The sequence below is a fragment of the Aquabacterium humicola genome, from assembly GCF_030167915.1.
Classification (GTDB): Bacteria; Pseudomonadota; Gammaproteobacteria; order Burkholderiales; family Burkholderiaceae_C; genus Pseudaquabacterium; species Pseudaquabacterium humicola.
The window spans coordinates 1143992-1161652 of record NZ_JARGNB010000002.1 but is presented as its reverse complement, the minus strand read 5'-3'; the positions used below and the strand labels follow the sequence as shown (position 1 = coordinate 1161652).

Below are 17661 nucleotides of genomic sequence, written 5' to 3'. Positions count from 1 at the left end.
AGCATCACCGCGACCTTGCCCGCGGCGGCGCTTCACTCGATCGAATCGAGCCAGGCCGCCAGTTGCCCAAGCGCGTCGAACTGACGGAAGCGCGGATGCGCCTGCGGCGCGTCGGCCGCCTCGTGGGCCCAGACCAGCGGGTACGGGATCAGCGCCGCGTAGGCGCCGGCCTCCAGCGCCGGCAGGATGTCCGAGCGCACCGAATTGCCGGCCATCAGCGCTTCTTCGGGCGGGGTGCCGTGGCGGCGGAACGCACGGCGGTAGGTGTCGGGCGTCTTCTCGCTGACGATCTCGATGCCGGCGAAGAAGTCACCCAGGCCGGAGGCCGCGAGCTTGGACTCCTGGTGAAACAGGTCGCCCTTGGTGATCAGGACCAGTGGCGCGCGCTGCGCGAGTTGCTCGAGCGCCTCGTGCACGCCGGGCAGCGGCTCGATCGGGTGCGTCATCAGTTCGCGCCCGGACGCGAGGATCTCGCCCAGCACGCCGGCCGGCGCGTTGCCGCCGCTCAGCTCGATCGCGGTCTCCATCATCGACAGCGTGAAGCCCTTGGCGCCGTAGCCATAGACCAGCAGGTTGCGGCGCTCGACGCCGGCCAGGTGCGCTTCGACCTGCGGCGCATCGGCCCAGGGCGCGAGCAGTTCGTTGAAGCGCTGGTGCGTCAGCCGGAACAGCGTCTCGTTGTGCCAGAGGGTGTCGTCGGCATCGAGGGCGATCAGCGTGGGACGGGTCATCGTGCGGGCAGCATATCGAGGCCGCGCGACCACGCGGCCGGGTGAATCATTCGGCAGGCGTCGGGCGGTCGGGCGCCAAGTCCGAGGCGTCGCCGGTCGCGCCGGCCCCCTCGGCCGCTTCGGCCGTCTCGGCCGCCGCCGGCGGCAGCAGCCGGATGCGCGTGCCGGTCACGCTGATCACCTGACCGGCGCGCAGCTTGGCCGTCTTGCGCAGCTCGTCGCGGCCGTCGACCTGCACCTTGCCGTCGGCGACCAGCTGCTTGGCCTGCGCCCCGCTGCCCGCCAGGCCGGTGGCCTTCAGCAGCCGGTCCAGGGTGATGTGATCCCCGCGCAGCGGGAAGTCGATTTTTTGCATGGGATGATGGGCGCGATCGGGACCGGATTGTGCGGCGCCCGCTGCGCGTCAACTGGTACTAGCAATGGTCATCGAGCGGCGCCCCGTGCCGCCACCCCGCCCGCAGGCGCTCCCGTGCGCCAGCCATCTTCCCTGCGTGTCGGGCCTGCCAGGGCCTGCGCCCGGGTTTCCACCGAGCGCCCCGCCGGCGCCGACCGATTGACCATCTGGTCTTGTGTGGTACTATATTGGTATTATCCGTTCAGCCACCATGCGCCTGTCGACCCAGCCCTCCGCCCAGCCCCGCTTCTTCCTCGGTGTCGACGGCGGTGGCAGCGGCACGCGTGTGCGCCTGGTCGACGAAGCCGGCCAGGTGCTCGGCCGCGGCGAGGCCGGACCGTCCGGGCTGAGCCAGGGCATCGAGCAGGCCTGGGAACACATCGGCATGGCCATCGGGCGCGCCTTCGCGCAGGCCGGCCACGCGCTGCCGCCGCTGTCCGACTGTGCGCTGGGCCTGGGCCTCGCCGGCGCGCACAGCCCGGCGCAGTGCGACCGCTTCATGGCCCTCGCCCCGGCCTATGCGCGCGTCGCGCTCGACACCGATGCCGGCACCGCGCTGCGCGGTGCGCATGGCGGCGCGCCGGGTTCGATCGTCGCCGCCGGCACCGGCAGCGTCGGCGAAGCGCTGCGGCGCGACGGCCGGCGCGTCTCGGTCGGCGGCTGGGGCTTCGGCATCGGGGACGAAGGCTCCGGCGGCTGGCTCGGGCTGGCCGCGATGCGCATCGCGCACCGCGCGCTCGATGGCCGCGCCGCCGCCGGTCCGCTGGCGCGTGCGGTGTGGGGCATCGCCGGCGGCCAGCGCGATGCACTGCTCGACTGGTCGCGCCACGCCGGCCAGCATGGTTTTGCGCGGCTCGCGCCGCTGGTCTTTCACAGCGCCGATGCCGACCCGGCGGCACGCCGATTGCTCGACGAAGCGGCGCACGCGCTGGTCGAGATGGCCGCGGCGCTCGATCCGGACGGCGACCTGCCGCTGGTGCTCATCGGCAGCATCGCGAAACGCCTCGCGCCGCGGCTGCCGCCGCAATGGCTGGCGCTGGTGGTGGCGCCGCAAGGTGATGCGATAGACGGCGCGCTGCAGCTGGCGCGCGAAGCACGGATCCTGGCCTAAATGCTCCCTCCCCTGAACCGACCTTCCGCCGCCAGCGAGCCGTCGCTGCAGCGTCTCGAAGGCCACATCCTGACCCCGCGCGGTTTCGTGCGCGGGCACCTCGCGATCGGCGCCGATGGCCGTATCGAGCAGGTCCACGGCGAACCGCGCGACGAGTACGCGGTGCGGCACGAGGGGTTGCCGATCATCGTGCCCGGCTTCATCGACCTCCATGTGCACGGCGGCGGTGGCAGCGACACGATGGAGGGCGGCGATTCGGTCGCGCGCATCGCGCGGCTGCATGCGCAGTACGGCACCACCTCGCTGCTGGCGACGACGATGACCGCGCCGCACGCGGAGCTGGTGACCGCGATGGCGGCCATGGGCACGATCTGCCGCAACCGGGCCACCGGCGGCGCGCGCGTGCTGGGCGTGCACCTCGAAGGGCCGTACATCAACTCCGGCAAGCTCGGCGCGCAGCCCGACTTCGTGCGCGCGGTGTCGATCGAGGAGCTCCAGGAGCTGCATGCGCTGGCGCCGATCCGCCTGATCACGCTGGCCCCGGAGCTGCCGCACAACCTCGAGGTCATCGAACCGCTAATCGCCGCGGGCTTCCGGGTGCAGCTGGGCCACTCGGCCGGCAGCTACGAGGACGGCGTCGCCGCGCTGCAGCGCGGCGCCGGCGGCTTCACGCATCTGTTCAACGCGATGACCGGCCTGCACCACCGCGCGCCGGGCATGGTCGGCGCGGCGCTGGCGCATGCACGCTACGCCGAGATCATCCCCGACCTGCTGCACGTGCATCCCGGCGCGATCCGCGCGGCGCTGCGCGCGATCCCGTGCCTGTACTGCGTCACCGATTCCACCGCCGCCGCCGGCATGCCCGACGGTGACTACAAGCTGGGCAGTCACACCGTCACCAAGTGCCTGGGCGGCGTGCGGCTCGAGGACGGCACGCTCGCCGGCAGCACGCTGACGATGGACCAGGCCTTGCGCAACCTCGTCGGCCTGGGCCTCGAGATCGAAGAGGCGTCGCGCCGCACGTCCACCCACGCCGCCGACTACATGGGCCTGCACGATCGCGGCCGGCTCGAGCCGGGCGCCTGGGCCGACCTCGTCGTGCTGGACCGTGCGCTCCAGCTGCAGCAGGTGATCATCGAAGGAGAAGTGATTGAGCTCGAGCATGTGCAATGACGCGCCGGAGCCGGCGCGGTCGTGCAATGACACGCCGATGACCGACGGCGCGCCGACGGACGCGCCCGTCTCGCGCATGCTGGCCGAGGCGCGCGAGGCGCCCGCCGCCATCGCCCGCGCGCTGGCGGCCGACGGCGAGACGCTGGCCGCGCTGGGCCGCGTGCTGCGCGCCGAGCCGCCATCGGCGGTGCTGACGGTCGCCCGCGGCAGTTCCGATCATGCCGCTCACTTCATGGCCTATCTGGTGATGGCCAGGCTGGGCCGGCTGGTGACCTCGCTGCCGATGTCGCTGGTCACGCTGTACTCGTCGAGGCTGCAGTGCGATGGCCTGCTGTCGCTGGCCTTCTCGCAGTCGGGCCAGAGCCCGGACCTGGTCGCGCCGCAGCGCTTCTTCCGCTCGGGCGGCGCGCGCACGGTAGCGGTCGTCAACGACCCCGCGTCGCCGCTGGCCGAAGCCGCGCAATGGGTGCTGCCGCTGCATGCCGGGCCTGAGCGCAGCGTCGCGGCGACCAAGAGCTACATCGCGCAGCTGGTGGCCGGCGCGCGCTTCGTCGCGCAGTGGCAAGGCGATGCCACGCTGCAGTCGGCGCTGCAGGTGCTGCCCGAGGCGCTGGAGCGCGCCGCGTGGGCCGACTGGTCGCCGCTTGCCGAGACGCTCGTCGATGCCGATCGCCTGTTCGTGATCGGCCGGGGCCTGGGCCTGGCGATCGCGATGGAGGCGGCGCTGAAGTTCAAGGAGGTCTGCGGCATCCAGGCCGAGGCCTTCTCCGGCGCCGAGGTCAAGCACGGCCCGATGGCGCTGATCGACGAGGGCTATCCGCTGCTGGTCTTCGCGCCGCGCGGCCCGGCGCAAGCCGGCCTGCTGGCGCTGGCCGACGAGATGCGCCAGCGCGGCGCGCGCGTGCTGCTGGCGGCCCCCGCCGGCACGCCGGGTGCCCAGCTGCCGCTGATCCCGAGCGCGAGCGACGACCTCGATGCGATCACCGCGATCCAGAGCTTCTACCCGGCGGTCGAAGCGCTCGCGCGCGCCCGCGGGCTCGACCCCGACGCCCCGCGCCACCTCAGCAAGGTCACCCGGACGCACTGATGTCGCCGACCGACTTCCACCCCGGCCATCTGGTGATGGTCGACCTGCCCGGCCAGGTCCTCGATGCCGGCACCGCGGCCTTCCTGCGCCGCCACCACGTCCGCGCGGTGTGCCTGTTCCGCAAGAACCTCGGAACCGAAGACGAGGTGCGCCGCCTCGTCGCGCAGCTGCGCGACGTGCTGGGCCCCGAGGCGCTGATCGGCATGGACCAGGAAGGCGGCTCGGTCGTGCGCGCGACCTTCCTGCCGCAGGCGCCCGCCGCGATGGCGCTGGGCGCGGCCGACGACGAGGCCCTGGCCGAGGCGGTGGGGGCGGCCGTGGGGCGCGGCCTGAAGTCGCTGGGCATCAACTGGAATTTCGCGCCGGTGCTCGACCTCAACAACAACCCGGCGAACCCGGTGATCGCCGAGCGCAGCTTCGGCGCCGACCCGCATCGCGCGACGCGCCTGGCCGCCGCGTGGATGCGCGGCTCGCTGCGCGAAGGCGTGGCTTGCTGCGTCAAGCACTTCCCCGGCCATGGCGATACGCACGTCGATTCGCACCATGCGCTGCCGACGGTCGACAAGTCGCTGGCCGAGCTCGAAGCGCTGGAGCTGATCCCGTTCCGCGCGCTCGCGCACGGCCCCGACGCCGCGCCGGCGATGATGACCGCGCACATCGTCTACCCGCAGATCGATCCGGCCCATCCGGCCACGCTGTCGCGCCCGGTGCTCACCGGCCTGCTGCGCGAGACCATCGGCTACGACGGCGTGGTGATCACCGACGCGCTGTTCATGAAGGCCGTGCACGAGCGTTATGGCCACGCGCGCGGCGCGGTGCTGGCGCTGCAGGCCGGCGCCGACATGCCGCTGGCGCAGGGCAGCGCGCAGGAGCAGTCCGACGCGGTGCAGGCCATCGAGGAGGCGCTGCGCGAGGGCGAGCTGCTGCCGGCGCAGGTGCAGCGCTCGGCGCAGCGCCTGGCCGCGCTGGCCCGCGCCTACCCGGCCGATGCGCGCGTGTACGACGAAGCGCAGCGCGCGCACGACGACGCGCTGATGCACCGGGCCTGGGCCCGCGGACTGACCGCGCTCGGCGGTGCGACGCCGCCGCCGCGCGGCCAGGCGCTGCGCGTGCTGACGCAGGCGGCGGTGGCCAGCGACGGCGTCTCCGAAGCCGGCCTGCCCGCCGAACAGGTGCGCGCGCTCTTCGCCGGCTTTGCCGACGTGCAGTTCATCGCCGTGCCCGATCTCGGCACGATCGATGGCGCAAGCTTCCCGCGCGATGGCCGCGTCAATGTGCTGGTATCGAACCAGCGCGCCCGCTACCCGGCCAGCGCCGCCGCGGCGCGGCCCGACCTGCACCTGGCGCTGTGGAACCCGTTCCAGGTGCTCGACATCGCCGCGCCGGCGCTGGTCAGCTGGGGTTATGCCGACGGCGCGCTGGCCGCCGTGCGCGCATGGCTGGAAGGCCATGCCGACGCGCCCGGCCGCTCGCCGGTGCCGCTGCAGCCGCTGACCGCCTGATCCCCCGACGTCCTGAAGTCCCGGAAGGCCTCGCCGATGACGATGACCACCACCGCCGAGGCCGCCGCGCCGGCCGATGCCGACGCGGCGCCCAAGCGTTCGCCGATCACCTGGGTGCCCAGCCTGTACTTCGTGCAGGGGCTGCAGTTCTTCGTCGTGATGCTGATCGCCGGGCTGATGTTCAAGAACATGGGCATCGCCAACGACCAGATCGCGCGCTGGACCGGCGTGCTGGGCCTGGCCTGGGCCTTCAAGCCGCTGTGGAGCCCGTTCCTCGAGATGGCGCGCAGCAAGAAGATCCTGGTCGTCGTCTTCCAGTTCACCGGCGCGTTGAGCCTGGCGCTGCTGGCGCTGGCGATCCAGCTGCCGATGTTCTTCGCCGCCAGCATCGCGGTGCTGTTCCTGCTGGCGTACTCGTCGGCGACGCACGACATCGCCTGCGACGGCCTGTACATGGCGTCGTTGAGCCCGAAGCAGCAGGCGGCCTACGCCGGCTGGCAGGGCGCGTTCTTCAACGCATCGAAGTTCCTCACGCTGGGCGGGCTGCTGGTGGTTGCCGGCCACCTCGAGAAGAGCATCGGCGTGCACCATGCGTGGTCGCTGATCTTCGCGCTGCTCGCCGTGCTGCTGGCCGCGCTCGCCGCTTACAACGCGTGGGTCCTGCCCGGCATGCTGCGCGCGGACGCGCTGCCGATCAGCGCCACCAGCGTCGCGAACACCTTGCGCGAGGTGTTGAAGGACTTCTTCGCCAAGCCCGGCATCGGCCTCGCGTTCCTCTTCATCATCCTGTTCCGCCTTGCCGAGGGGCAGGTGCAGACCATCGGCCCGCTGTTCCTGATCGAGGCGCGCGACAAGGGCGGCCTGGGGCTGACCACCGAGCAGGTGGGCGGCATCTACGGCACCGCCGGCACCGCGGCCTTCCTCGTCGGCAGCATCCTCGGCGGCTACTTCACCTCGTGGCTCGGCCTGAAGCGCGCGATGCCGGTGCTGATCATCGCGATGGCGGTGCCCAACGTCGTGTTCTGGTACCTCAGCGTCGCGCTGCCGGCCAGCCTGCTGCACACCGGCGTCGCGGTCAGCATCGAGATGGCCGGCTACGGCTTCGGCTTCGTCGGCATGATCCTGTACATCATGCAGGCGGTGGCGCCGGGCAAGTTCCAGACCGCGCACTACGCCCTGGGCACCGGCGTGATGCAGCTGGGCTTCATCCTGTCGAAGACCATCAGCGGCGACATCCAGGTGGCGATGGGCTACCAGAGCTTCTTCCTGTGGACCATCGCCTGCGGCGTGCCGGCCTTCGTGCTGCTGTTCTTCGTGCGCATCCCGGCGCCCGAGCGTTCCGACCGATGAATCGCCATCACGCATTCGGCGCGGCCCTGCTGCTCGCGCCGCTGGCCGCTGCCGCGGCGCCGAAGCCCGCCCCGCCGCTCTTCTTCGACGACTTCGCCGATGCCGATGCCAGCACCCTGCCCGCCGGCGGCTGGCAGCTGCGCAGCGCCGCCGGCCACCCGGGCGTGCCCGGCGCCCAGTGGCGCCCCGATGCGATCAGCCTCGTCGACGACCCCGCACGCCGCGGCAACCGCCTGCTGCGCCTGACCGCCCGCACCGACGGCAGCGGCGAGGGCACCGTGCAGGCGCAGCTGTGCCACCAGCGCAAGGTGCTGCACGGCACCTACGCCGCGCGCATCCGCTTTTCCGACGCGCCCGTCTCGGGCATCGACGGCGACCCGGTGATCCAGACCTTCTACGCCGTCGCACCGCTGAAGCATGCGTTCGATCCGCAGTTCAGCGAGGTCGACTGGGAGTACCTGCCCAACGGCGGCTGGAGCTCGGACAAGCAGCGCCTGTACGGCATCTCGTGGCAGACCGTGCAGGTCGAACCCTGGGAAGCGCACAACAGCGCGCACGAGGAATTCCACTCCTTCGACGGCTGGCACGTGCTGCTGATGCAGGTGGAGCCGCAGCAGGTGCGCCTCTTCGTCGACGGCCGGCCGATCGCCCGCCATGCCGGCCGCAACGTGCCGGTGGCGCCGATGGCCATCAGCTTCAACCTGTGGTTCTCGCCGGGCGGGCTGCTGCCGAAGAGCACCGAGCCGCGTGTCTACACGCAGGACGTCGACTGGGTGTTCCATGCCGCCGGCCGCACGCTGAGCTCCGCGCAGGTCGATGCCGAGGTGAAGCGCCTGCGCCGTGCGGGCACTGCCCGAATCGACACGGTGCCCGCACCCCAGCCGCCGCTCGAAAGTCGCTGCGACTTCTGACCCGCAGGCCGCCAAGCCAGCCGCGAAGTCGGGGGCCGGGGCCCGGCGGGCGATTTAGGGACGCATGAGCCCGTCGGGCCCCGGCCCCCGGCTTCGCTCGCGGACATCTCCGCAAGCGAACGCCGGCTACCTAGATCGCATTCAGCTCGGCCACGAAGTCGTAGGTGTCGCCGCGGTAGATCGACTGCGACAACTCGATCGCCCGCCCGTCGCGCAGGTAGCCCAGCCGCTCGACCAGCAGCCCCGCGTCGCGCGGCTTGGCTTCCAGCAGCTTGGCCTGCTCGTCGTTGAGCAGCAGCGCGTGCAGCCGCTGCAGCGCGCGCACCGGGCGATGGCCGGCCCGGTCCAACGCCTCGTACAGCGAAGTGTCCACCGCCTCCAGCGACGGCAGCGCGAAGGCCGCGATCGTCGCCGTCTCGATCGACATCGGCGCGTCGTCGGCATAACGCAGGCGGTGGAAGCGGTAGACCGTGGTGCCCGGGCTCATCGCCAGCTTCAGCGCCTCTTCCGGCGTCACCGTGCCCTCGGCCTTCTTCAGCCACACGCTGCGCGGATTGCGGCCGCGTGCGCGCATGTCCTCGGAGAACGAGGTCAGCTTCGAGAAGTTCTTGTCGATGCGCGTGCAGACGAAGTTGCCCGCGCCCTGGCGGCGCTCGAGCAGGCCCTCGTCGGCCAGGCCGTCGATCGCCTTGCGCACGGTGATGCGCGAAACGTTGAGGTCGGCGGCGAGCTGGCGCTCCGACGGCAACGCGTCGTCCGGGCCGAGGATTCGCTTCTCGATCGCCTCGCGCAGCGCCTGCTGCAACTGCAGGTACAGCGGCTGGTTGTTGCTCGGATCGAGCGTGCGCAGGATCTGCGTCAGCGCCGCCGGGTGGTGGGTGTCACTCCTCATCGGCGGTCTCTGCCCTTGCCGTTGCTTCAGTACCACTATCGTACCAGAAGCGATTGACGTGGTTCCTCACGCTTGTACTAGGCCGCACGCCCCTCACTGGTCCCCGTTCGGACGGCCCAATCCTTGCTGCAGCGGGCCCATTCGCACCCCCGGAACGAGGGGCTCGGACCAGACATGTAAGAGCCGGATACGGGTAAACGGCTAGACCGATTTACCAAAGTGGTAGTACAGTGGTACGCATCCACTTAGAACCAAGCGGTCGTCCGGCGGCCCGCCCCCTTTCACCACGCCACCCATCCCCGGAGAGGAGCTCATGAAGGCAACTTTGACCCCCATCGCATCGGCCGTCGCATTCGCACTGATCGGCTCGGTCGCGTACGCGCAGCAGCCCGCAGCCCAGCAGGACGACAAGAAGCCGCAGGCGCAGCAACAGGTGGCCAAGGAGCCCGCCGTGCAGGTGGCCCAGGCCACCACCCCACAGGCCCCGGCGGCCTCCGGCGGCAGCACTGAAACCGTCGTGATCACCGGCATCCGCGGTTCGCTGCAGCAGTCGCTGAACCAGAAGCGCAACGCCGAGTCGATGGTCGAGGTGATCACCGCGGAAGACGTGGGCAAGATGCCCGACAAGAACGTCGCCGACTCGCTGCAGCGCGTGCCGGGTGTCGGCGTCGCGACGGCCGGCGGCACCGAAGGCGGCTTCGGCGAGAACGACCGCGTCAGCATGCGCGGCACGCCGTCCTTCATGACGCTGACCACGCTGAACGGCCACACCGTCTCCAGCGGCGACTGGTATGTCGACAACATCACCGGCGGCGGCCGCAGCGTCAGCTACTCGCTGTTCCCGTCCGAGCTGATTGGCCGCGTCACCGTCTACAAGACCTCGCAGGCCAACCTCGTCGAAGGCGGCGGCGTCGGCACCGTCGACATCGAGACCCGCAAGCCGCTCGGCTTCAAGGACCGCCTGACGGGCATGGCCTCGCTGTCGGGCGCCTACACCGAAGCGGCGAAGAAGACCGACCTGCAGGCCAGCGGCCTGATCAACTGGAAGAACGACGACAACACCGTCGGCGTGCTGGTGCAGGTGTTCGACGAGAAACGCCACCTGCGCCGCTTCGGCCAGGAGTTCCTGTGGTGGGACAAGGTCGACACCTGGTTCGCGCCGGCCTGGGTGGCCGCGAACCCCGAGGTCAAGGGCAAGAACATCTCGCTGCTGACCGGCTCGGTGCTGTTCCAGCAGGAACGCCAGCGCCGCGGCGGCCTGGTCGACCTGCAGCTCAAGCCCACCAAGGACCTGACGCTGGACCTGAGCGGCTTCTACAGCAAGCTGAGCGCCGACAACATCAACGCCAACTTCATGCTGTCGCCGTACCAGGTGCTGTCGAACAACTGGTCGGGTGATTCGAACAGCGCGGTGCCGAGCTCGTACAAGATCACCGGCGACACGATCTCGCAGATCACCTTCCCCGCGAGCTGCCCGGTGGCCAACTGCTCGGCGATGGGCGCCTCGGTGCAGGACGTGATCTCGCGCCCGGGCTCGTACAGCGACTCGAAGTTCCTCAACCTCGATGCCGAGTACAAGGTCAGCGACAGCCTGCGCCTGAAGGGCAAGATCGGCTCGACGCGCGGCACCGGCCATGCGCGCGACTACGGCTACGAAGTCTGGAACGCGTATTCGGGCAGCAGCCTGACGATGCACGGCCTCGATGCACCGGCCACGGTGACGATCGACAACGCGGGCACCTTCTCGCCGCGCACCGGCGCCGACTTCTTCGGCGGCTGGGCGTCCGACATCACCTCGAAGGACAAGGAAGACTACGTCCAGGTCGACGCCACCTGGAAGCTCGACTCCGAGATGTTCCCGGCGGTGCACTTCGGCATCCGCTCGGCCACGCACAAGCGTTCGCTGGAATGGCTGGGCGGCACGCTCGCCGCCGGCGCCGGCTCGCTGGCCAACGCGCCCACCGGCGGCCTGACGCACTTCCCGTCGAGCCCGCTGCCGAACATGCTCAGCGGCGCCTGGACCTTCAGCGCCGATTCGGTCAACGCCTGGGGCAACCGCTTCGTCTCGTTCACCAACCACGCCTACCAGAGCGAGTTCCAGATCAAGGAACGCGCCGATGCCGGCTACGTCATGGCCGACTTCGCCGCCGGCGCTTTGAGCGGCAACGTCGGCGTGCGCGTGGTGGGCACCGACGTGCATGTCGAGAACGCGTCGCCGAACAACATCTGGCGTCCGGTGGTCACCGACAACAGCTACACCGACGTGCTGCCGAGCGCCAACTTCCGCATGGAGCTCGCGAAGAACCTGCTCGGCCGCGCGGCGATCAGCCGCACGCTGGCCCGTCCGGAGATCGGCTCGCTCGGCGCGCTGAACCTGCTCGACATCCAGCGCACCGGCACCGGCGGCAACCCGAACCTGAAGCCGGTCCGCTCGACCAACCTCGACTTCGGCGTCGAGTGGTACTTCATGCCCAAGTCGCTGCTGTCGGCGAGCGTGTTCGCGATGAACATGAGCTCGTACGTCACCTATGGCTCGTACCAGCAGACCTACTTCAACACCGCCGTCGGCGCGCCGACCGTCTACCAGATGAGCGCGGCGCTGAACACCAAGGCCGAGGTGCGCGGCATCGAGCTGAACTACGTCCAGGACCTGGGCAACAACTTCGGCTTCAACGCCAACTACACCTATGCCGACGGCAAGGAAACCGGCAAGGCGCCGGGCTCGGCCTGCGCGACGAGCAACAACTGCGACATGATCGGCAACTCGAAGAACTCCTACAACGTGGGCGCCTTCTTCGAGAACGACTTCTTCAACGCCCGCGTCGCCTACAACTACCGCTCGGCCTTCCTCAACGGCCTGAACCGCAACAGCGCGATCTACCAGGACGCCGTCGGCACGGTGTCGGCATCGCTGGGCTACAAGTTCGGCAAGAACCTGACCATCACGCTGGAAGGCAAGGACCTCAACGATCCGCTGCTGAAGTCCTACGCCACCAACAAGGACCAGCCGCGCGCGTTCTACAAGAACGGCCGCCAGATCTACCTCGGCTTGCGCGCGCAGATCTGATCATCACCTGAGCTCCGTGGGCCGGTGCGAGCAAGCCGGCCCGCTTCGTCAGTCGGCCGCCTTGTGAAACCGGGGCGGCTGCGCGAGTCTCCTCGGAGTCTTCGACGGGCGGTCCGGCCTCCAAGCCGGCCGCCCGATTTTTTTGCCCCTATGCTCGGCGCCCGATGGATCACCAGATGCTCGTGCTGCCGCTCGATCGGCGCGTCGCGGTCGGCGCCGACCAGACCCTGCTGCAGGCGGCGCTCGCCGCCGGCGTTGTCCTGCCCAGCTCGTGCCGCAACGGCAGCTGCCGCACCTGCATGTGCCGGCTGGTGGACGGCCGCATCGGCTACCGCATCGCCTGGCCCGGGCTGCTGGCCGAGGAAAAGGCAGAAGGCTGGATCCTTCCGTGCGTCGCCTACCCGGCCGGCGACGTGGTCATCGAGTCGCCGCACGCCGTGCACGTCGGCTGACGAGCAATCATTCTTTGCATCGGACCGGGCCGCGATCTGGCACGATCGAGTCGCGTCCCCCGCCAACCCCAAGGAGGTTGCCATGCGAGCCCCAACGTTGCGCCCTCAAGTCGGCAAGATGGCCGCGGCACTCGTTGCCGCGGGCTGCCTCGCCGCACCGGCGCTGCAGGCCGGCACCGCCGACGTGCAGTTCGTCGAGCCCGAGAAGTACGCCGATGCGCGCGACAACCTGCATCGCCGCGAAGACGTGCTGAAGGAACTCGCCACGCGATTGCAGCAGCTGGCCGAGAAGCGCCTGCCGGCCTCGCAGAGCCTGCGCATCGAGGTGCTCGATGTCGACCTCGCCGGCGATGCCTTCCCGCGCATCGCGCTGCGCGACACCCGCGTGATGCGCGGCCGCGCCGACTGGCCGCGCATGCACCTGCGCTACACGCTGCGCGAAGGCGACAAGGTGATCAAGAGCGGCGAGGACCACATCGCCGACATGAACTACCTGATGAACAACACCCGCCACTGGCAGGACGAGCCCTTCCCGTACGAGAAGCGCATGCTCGACCGCTGGTTCAACGAAACCTTCAGCGTCGCCAGCGCGCGTTAGGCGCACCGGCGCGCGCGCCGATCGGGATCAGGCGCGCCGGCGCGCCTTGGACGGCTGCGCCGACGCGGCCAGCGCGTCGTGCAGCTCGACGTATTCCTGCGTCAGCTTGTGGCGCGGATCCAGGTGCACCAGCGGCGTCGCCAGGTCGTGCGATTCCTTCACCCGCACGCTCGCGCTGAGGTAGGGCGACAGCACGGGCAGGCCTTCGTCGATCAGCTCCTGCACCAGGCGCTGCGGCAGCTTCGCGCGCGGCTGGAACTGGTTGACGACGATGCCGGCCACCGCGAGGTCACGATTGTGGTCGGCCTGGATCTCCTGCACGCTTTCCAGCAGGCCGTAGAGCGCGCGGCGGGAGAAATCGTCGCAGTCGAACGGGATCAGGCAGCCCTGGGCGGCGATCAGCGCCGAGCGGGTGTAGAAGTTCAGCGCCGGCGGGGTGTCGATGTAGATCCGGTCGTAGGCGCCGTCGAGCTCGGCCAGCGCGTCGCGCAGCTTGTAGATCTTGTAGCGCGACTCGAGCTTCGAATGCATCTCGTCGAGCAGCGGGCTCGACGGCAGCACATGCAGGTTGTCGAAGCGCGTCTCGGCGACGAACTCCGACGCCGCCTTGTTGCGCAGGCTGAACTTCAGCGTCTGATCGAAGAACTCGGCCAGCGTGTCGCGCGGTGCGTCGGCCGCGTCGCCCAGCAGGTAGCGCGTCGAGTTGCCTTGCGCGTCGAGGTCGATGACCAGCGTACGCAGGCCCTGGTCGGCGCTGATCGCCGCGAGGTTGCAGGTGATCGTCGACTTGCCGACGCCGCCCTTCTGGTTGAACACGACGATGCGCATGACGGGCCTTCGATCCTTGTGTGCCGGGAACTGCCCGCGATTATGCTGCGGCGCAACACGAGTCTCGATGGCGTATGCTGCGCGGCAGGCAGCGGCACGCGAACGGCGCGAACCGGCCAACCAGGAGGACGACCAACTTGGCGACCCCCAATTACTCGTACGAGAAGCGCCAGCGCGAGCTGGCCAAGAAGCGCAAGGCTGAAGAGAAGCGCCAGAAGAAGGCCCACAAGGCTGGTGATGCACCCGCCGATGGCGCGGACGATCCTGGCACCGCGCCGGGGCCTGCCCCGGCGAATCCCCCTGCGCCTCCCGGCGAGTAGCCAGGCAGTCAGCCAAAAAAAACCGCGGCCCGAGGGCCGCGGTTCTGTTCTTGGGCGCGCCGTCTTCGGGCGCCCGGGTGCACGTTTCAGAGCACCTTGATGTTCGCGGCCTGCAGGCCCTTCGGGCCCTGCTTGACTTCGAACTCGACGCGCTGGTTTTCCTGCAGGCTGCGGAAACCGCCGCCGTTGCGAATTTCGCTGAAGTGGGCGAACAGGTCGCCGCCGCCGTTTTCAGGCGTGATGAAGCCGAAGCCCTTGCCGTCGTTGAACCATTTGACGACGCCGGTCTGCGTGTTGCTCATGTACAGAATGCCCTTGGTATGACTTGAAAAAACATCGCGGCCGGCGCGAAGCCGGCCGCATGATGTCTGCCCCGAATGTAGCAGCAACTGAACGAGCGCCGTTTCACCTGCCTCAGAGCGGCGCCTGCGCCATGCGGTCTTACCCGCAACTGCGCTAGAGGTGTGCCTCGATTCCAGGCGCAGCCACGGACCTCGTCGGCGCCGGCCCGGTCGATATGATGAATCGAGACCCCACGTGGCAGGCAACAAGGCCGACGGAGACTTCAAGCATGTTCGACTACATCGTGATTGGCGGCGGCTCGGCGGGCTCGGTGCTGGCCTCTCGGCTCAGCGAAGACCCCGAGGTCAAGGTCTGCCTGCTCGAGGCCGGCGGCCCCGACAAGAGCGTGTTGATCCACTGCCCGGCCGGCCTCGCGCTATTGGCGCAGAACGGGCAGCACAACTGGGCCTTCTCCACGGTGCCGCAGGCCGGCCTCAACGGCCGGCGCGGCTACCAGCCGCGCGGCAAGGTGCTGGGCGGCTCGAGTTCGGTCAACGCGATGGTCTACATCCGCGGCCAGCGCGAGGACTACGACGCCTGGGCCGCCGAAGGCAACGCCGGCTGGTCCTACGACGACCTGCTGCCCTACTTCAAGCGCTCCGAGCACAACGAGCGTGGCGCCGATGCGTTCCACGGCACCGGCGGTCCGCTGAACGTGATGGATCTGCGCAGCCCGAACCGGCACGGTCCTGACTTCATCCGCGCCTGCGTCGAGGCCGGCCTGCCGCTGAATCCCGACTTCAACGGGGCGACGCAGGAAGGGGCTGGCCCCTACCAGGTCACCCACCGCAACGGCGAGCGCTGCAGCGCCGCGAAGGCCTACCTGACGCCGCACATCGGTCGCCCCAACCTGCAGGTGATCACCGAGGCCCACACCACGCGCCTGCTGTTCGAGGGCCGGCGCGCGGTCGGCGTCGAGTACCGCCACGGTGGCGCGCTGCGCCAAGTGCATGCGCGGCGCGAGGTGCTGCTGTGCGCCGGCGCGCTGCAGTCGCCGCAGATCCTGATGTTGAGCGGCATCGGCCCGGGCGAACACCTGCAGCAGGTCGGCATCCGCACGCTGCTGGACCTGCCGGGTGTGGGCGCGCAGCTCCACGACCACGTCGACGTGGTGCTCGGCGTCGATGCACCGCACCTGAAGGACCTGTTCGGTCTGTCGCTGGGCGCGGCCTGGCGCACGCTCGGTGCCATCCGCGAATGGCGCCGCCATCGCACCGGCCCGCTGACCACCAACTTCGCCGAAGCCGGTGCCTTCATGAAGAGCAGCCCGGCGCTGGCGACGCCCGACCTGCAGGTGCACTTCGTGATCGGCAAGCTGGTCGACCACGGCCGCAAGACGGTGTTCGGCCACGGCTATTCGTGCCACATCTGCCTGCTGCAGCCGAAGAGCCGCGGCACGCTGCGCCTGGCCAGCGCCGACCCCTACGCTGCGCCGCTGATCGACCCGAACTTCTTCGGTCACCCGGACGACCTGCCGCGCCTGGTGCGTGGCGTCAAGCTGATGCGCCACATCATTGCCCAGCCTGCGCTGGCCACGCTGGGCGGCCGCGAGATGGCGACCTCGGCCGGCGCGCAGAGCGACGAGCAGATCGAGGCCTTCCTGCGCCAGTACGCCGACACGATCTACCACCCGGTCGGCTCGTGCCGCATGGGCTCGGGTCCGCTGGACGTGCTCGACACCGAGCTGCGGGTGCGCGGGCTGCAGGGTCTGCGTGTGGTCGACGCGTCGATGATGCCGAGCATCGTCAGCGGCAATACCAACGCGCCGGTGATCGCGGTGGCCGAAAAGGCCGCCGACCTGATCAAGGCGGCAGCGCGCCGCCCGGCGGAAGCGCCCGCCGCCGCGGTGGTCGCCTGAGCGGCGCGGCCGCGTCTGCTGCAGGCCCGGGCGCGGACGCTTCCAGCCCGCGCCCCTGCAGCACCGGTACGGCCCGCAGGCGCTCGGCGGCGAAGCCGACGAAGGCGCGCACCTTCGCCGCGGCCATGCGGCCGGCCGGGTACACCAGGTGCACCGGCACCGGTGGCGGTTCGTGCTCGGGCAGCACGATGCGCAGCCGGCCGTCGCGCACCTCGTCGGTCACCTGGTAGGCCAGCGCGCGCGCCAGGCCGAACCCGGCGACGGCCGCGGCCACCTTCATCTCGACCGAGTTGATCACCAGCCGCTGCCGCGGCGTCGCGGCTTCGCGCGTGGCGCCGAAGTGCCAGGGCTGGCTGCCCTGCCCGTCGAAGTTGAAACCGATCGCCTCGTGCCGCGCCAGATCGGACAGGTCGCGCGGCTCGCCGCGGGTCGCGAGGTAGGCCGGCGAGGCGACGACCACGCGCCGCAGGCTGCCCACCGGCACCGCGGTGAGGCTCGAATCCGGCAGTGGCGCGATGCGCAGCGCGACGTCGAAGCCCTCGTCGATCAGGTGCACGACGCGGTCGACGAAGAACGCACGCGCGCCGAGCGCGGGTTGCGCGGCGAGGAAGTCCAGCAGCAGCGGCCCGATGTGCCGGCGCCCGAACATCGTCGGCGCGGTGACGGCCAGCACGCCACGCGGCTCGTCGCGCTGGCCGCTGACCGCCGCTTCGGCGTCGTCGAGTTCGCCCAAGATGCGCCGGCAGTCGGCGACGAAGGCTTCACCCGCCTCGGTCAGCCGCAGGCTGCGGGTGCTGCGATGGAACAGCGGCGTGCCCAGCCGCTTCTCCAGTGCGGCCACCGCGCGCGTTGCCGCGGGCGGCGACAAGCCCCGCTGGCGCGCCGCGCGCGCGAAGCCGCCGGCGTCGGCGACGGCGACGAAGGTGCGCAGGCTGTCGAGGTGGTCCATGGCGCCGCCGTTACGTGAAGTGGAATTCTCAAATGCTATCGGAGCAGATTCCTGTCGCAGCACGCAATGAATACGCTGGCGATCTCCACCATGAAC

Annotated in this window: 17 protein-coding genes; 11 read left to right on the top strand and 6 right to left on the bottom strand. The window is 70.1% G+C overall.

The features are described from left to right. Positions 1-32: 32 nt before the first annotated feature. Complete coding sequence (locus P1K89_RS15585; RefSeq protein ID WP_284617349.1) at positions 33-731, bottom strand: HAD family hydrolase; 699 nt, start codon at positions 729-731, stop codon at positions 33-35. Between the two features lie 46 nt (positions 732-777). Then, a complete protein-coding gene (locus P1K89_RS15580; RefSeq protein WP_439897983.1) occupies positions 778-1086 on the bottom strand; it encodes an RNA-binding S4 domain-containing protein in 309 nt (102 codons plus the stop codon). Between the two features lie 250 nt (positions 1087-1336). On the opposite strand from P1K89_RS15580, the gene P1K89_RS15575 reads away from it, so the two are divergent. The 6 genes from P1K89_RS15575 to P1K89_RS15550 all read left to right on the top strand — a co-directional run bounded on the left by P1K89_RS15575 (position 1337) and on the right by P1K89_RS15550 (position 8259). Next, complete coding sequence (locus P1K89_RS15575; RefSeq protein WP_284617348.1) at positions 1337-2236, top strand: glucosamine kinase nucleotide-binding domain-containing protein; 900 nt, start codon at positions 1337-1339, stop codon at positions 2234-2236. After that, a complete protein-coding gene (gene nagA / locus P1K89_RS15570; RefSeq protein WP_284617347.1) occupies positions 2237-3409 on the top strand; it encodes an N-acetylglucosamine-6-phosphate deacetylase in 1173 nt (390 codons plus the stop codon). A 76-nt stretch (positions 3410-3485) separates the two neighbouring features. Continuing rightward, the gene (locus P1K89_RS15565) at positions 3486-4496 is read left to right on the top strand and encodes an SIS domain-containing protein (RefSeq protein ID WP_284617523.1); all 1011 of its coding nucleotides are present in this window, start codon (positions 3486-3488) and stop codon (positions 4494-4496) included. Continuing rightward, positions 4496-5998, top strand: coding sequence for a beta-N-acetylhexosaminidase (gene nagZ, locus P1K89_RS15560; RefSeq protein ID WP_284617346.1), 1503 nt, complete (start codon positions 4496-4498; stop codon positions 5996-5998). Before P1K89_RS15565 ends, nagZ begins: the two co-directional genes overlap by 1 nt. 36 nt (positions 5999-6034) lie before the next feature. Then, positions 6035-7348, top strand: a complete 1314-nt coding sequence (locus P1K89_RS15555) for an MFS transporter (RefSeq protein ID WP_284617345.1) — start codon at positions 6035-6037, stop codon at positions 7346-7348. Next, positions 7345-8259 (top strand): glycoside hydrolase family 16 protein, encoded by a 915-nt coding sequence (locus P1K89_RS15550; RefSeq protein ID WP_284617344.1) that lies wholly within the window; start codon positions 7345-7347, stop codon positions 8257-8259. The genes P1K89_RS15555 and P1K89_RS15550 overlap by 4 nt, the downstream gene beginning before the upstream one ends. A gap of 130 nt (positions 8260-8389) precedes the next feature. Here P1K89_RS15550 and P1K89_RS15545 read toward each other — a convergent pair whose 3' ends face one another. After that, positions 8390-9151: a GntR family transcriptional regulator gene (locus P1K89_RS15545; RefSeq protein ID WP_284617343.1), complete on the bottom strand. Its 762-nt coding sequence runs from the start codon at positions 9149-9151 to the stop codon at positions 8390-8392. 313 nt (positions 9152-9464) lie between these two features. On the opposite strand from P1K89_RS15545, the gene P1K89_RS15540 reads away from it, so the two are divergent. The 3 genes from P1K89_RS15540 (at position 9465) to P1K89_RS15530 (ending at position 13268) form a co-directional block, all read left to right on the top strand. Beyond that, the gene (locus P1K89_RS15540; RefSeq protein WP_284617342.1) at positions 9465-12218 is read left to right on the top strand and encodes a TonB-dependent receptor; all 2754 of its coding nucleotides are present in this window, start codon (positions 9465-9467) and stop codon (positions 12216-12218) included. 164 nt (positions 12219-12382) lie between these two features. Next, positions 12383-12670, top strand: coding sequence for a 2Fe-2S iron-sulfur cluster-binding protein (locus P1K89_RS15535; RefSeq protein ID WP_284617341.1), 288 nt, complete (start codon positions 12383-12385; stop codon positions 12668-12670). An 82-nt stretch (positions 12671-12752) separates the two neighbouring features. Continuing rightward, positions 12753-13268 carry a DUF3016 domain-containing protein gene (locus P1K89_RS15530; RefSeq protein ID WP_284617340.1) on the top strand — a complete coding sequence of 172 codons (516 nt, stop codon included), beginning with the start codon at positions 12753-12755 and terminating at the stop codon, positions 13266-13268. A gap of 27 nt (positions 13269-13295) precedes the next feature. Here the strand turns inward: P1K89_RS15530 and P1K89_RS15525 are convergent, their stop codons facing one another. Then, complete coding sequence (locus P1K89_RS15525; RefSeq protein WP_284617339.1) at positions 13296-14096, bottom strand: ParA family protein; 801 nt, start codon at positions 14094-14096, stop codon at positions 13296-13298. Positions 14097-14233: 137 nt separating this feature from the next. On the opposite strand from P1K89_RS15525, the gene P1K89_RS15520 reads away from it, so the two are divergent. Next, the gene (locus P1K89_RS15520) at positions 14234-14416 is read left to right on the top strand and encodes a hypothetical protein (protein WP_284617338.1); all 183 of its coding nucleotides are present in this window, start codon (positions 14234-14236) and stop codon (positions 14414-14416) included. 86 nt (positions 14417-14502) lie between these two features. On the opposite strand, the gene P1K89_RS15515 is transcribed toward P1K89_RS15520, so the two are convergent. After that, positions 14503-14718, bottom strand: a complete 216-nt coding sequence (locus P1K89_RS15515) for a cold-shock protein (RefSeq protein WP_284617522.1) — start codon at positions 14716-14718, stop codon at positions 14503-14505. Positions 14719-14987: 269 nt separating this feature from the next. On the opposite strand from P1K89_RS15515, the gene P1K89_RS15510 reads away from it, so the two are divergent. After that, complete coding sequence (locus tag P1K89_RS15510; RefSeq protein ID WP_284617337.1) at positions 14988-16616, top strand: GMC family oxidoreductase; 1629 nt, start codon at positions 14988-14990, stop codon at positions 16614-16616. On the opposite strand, the gene P1K89_RS15505 is transcribed toward P1K89_RS15510, so the two are convergent. Continuing rightward, positions 16561-17565 (bottom strand): LysR family transcriptional regulator, encoded by a 1005-nt coding sequence (locus tag P1K89_RS15505; protein WP_284617336.1) that lies wholly within the window; start codon positions 17563-17565, stop codon positions 16561-16563. The two genes, P1K89_RS15510 and P1K89_RS15505, sit on opposite strands and share 56 nt — an antisense overlap. Positions 17566-17661: the final 96 nt, after the last annotated feature.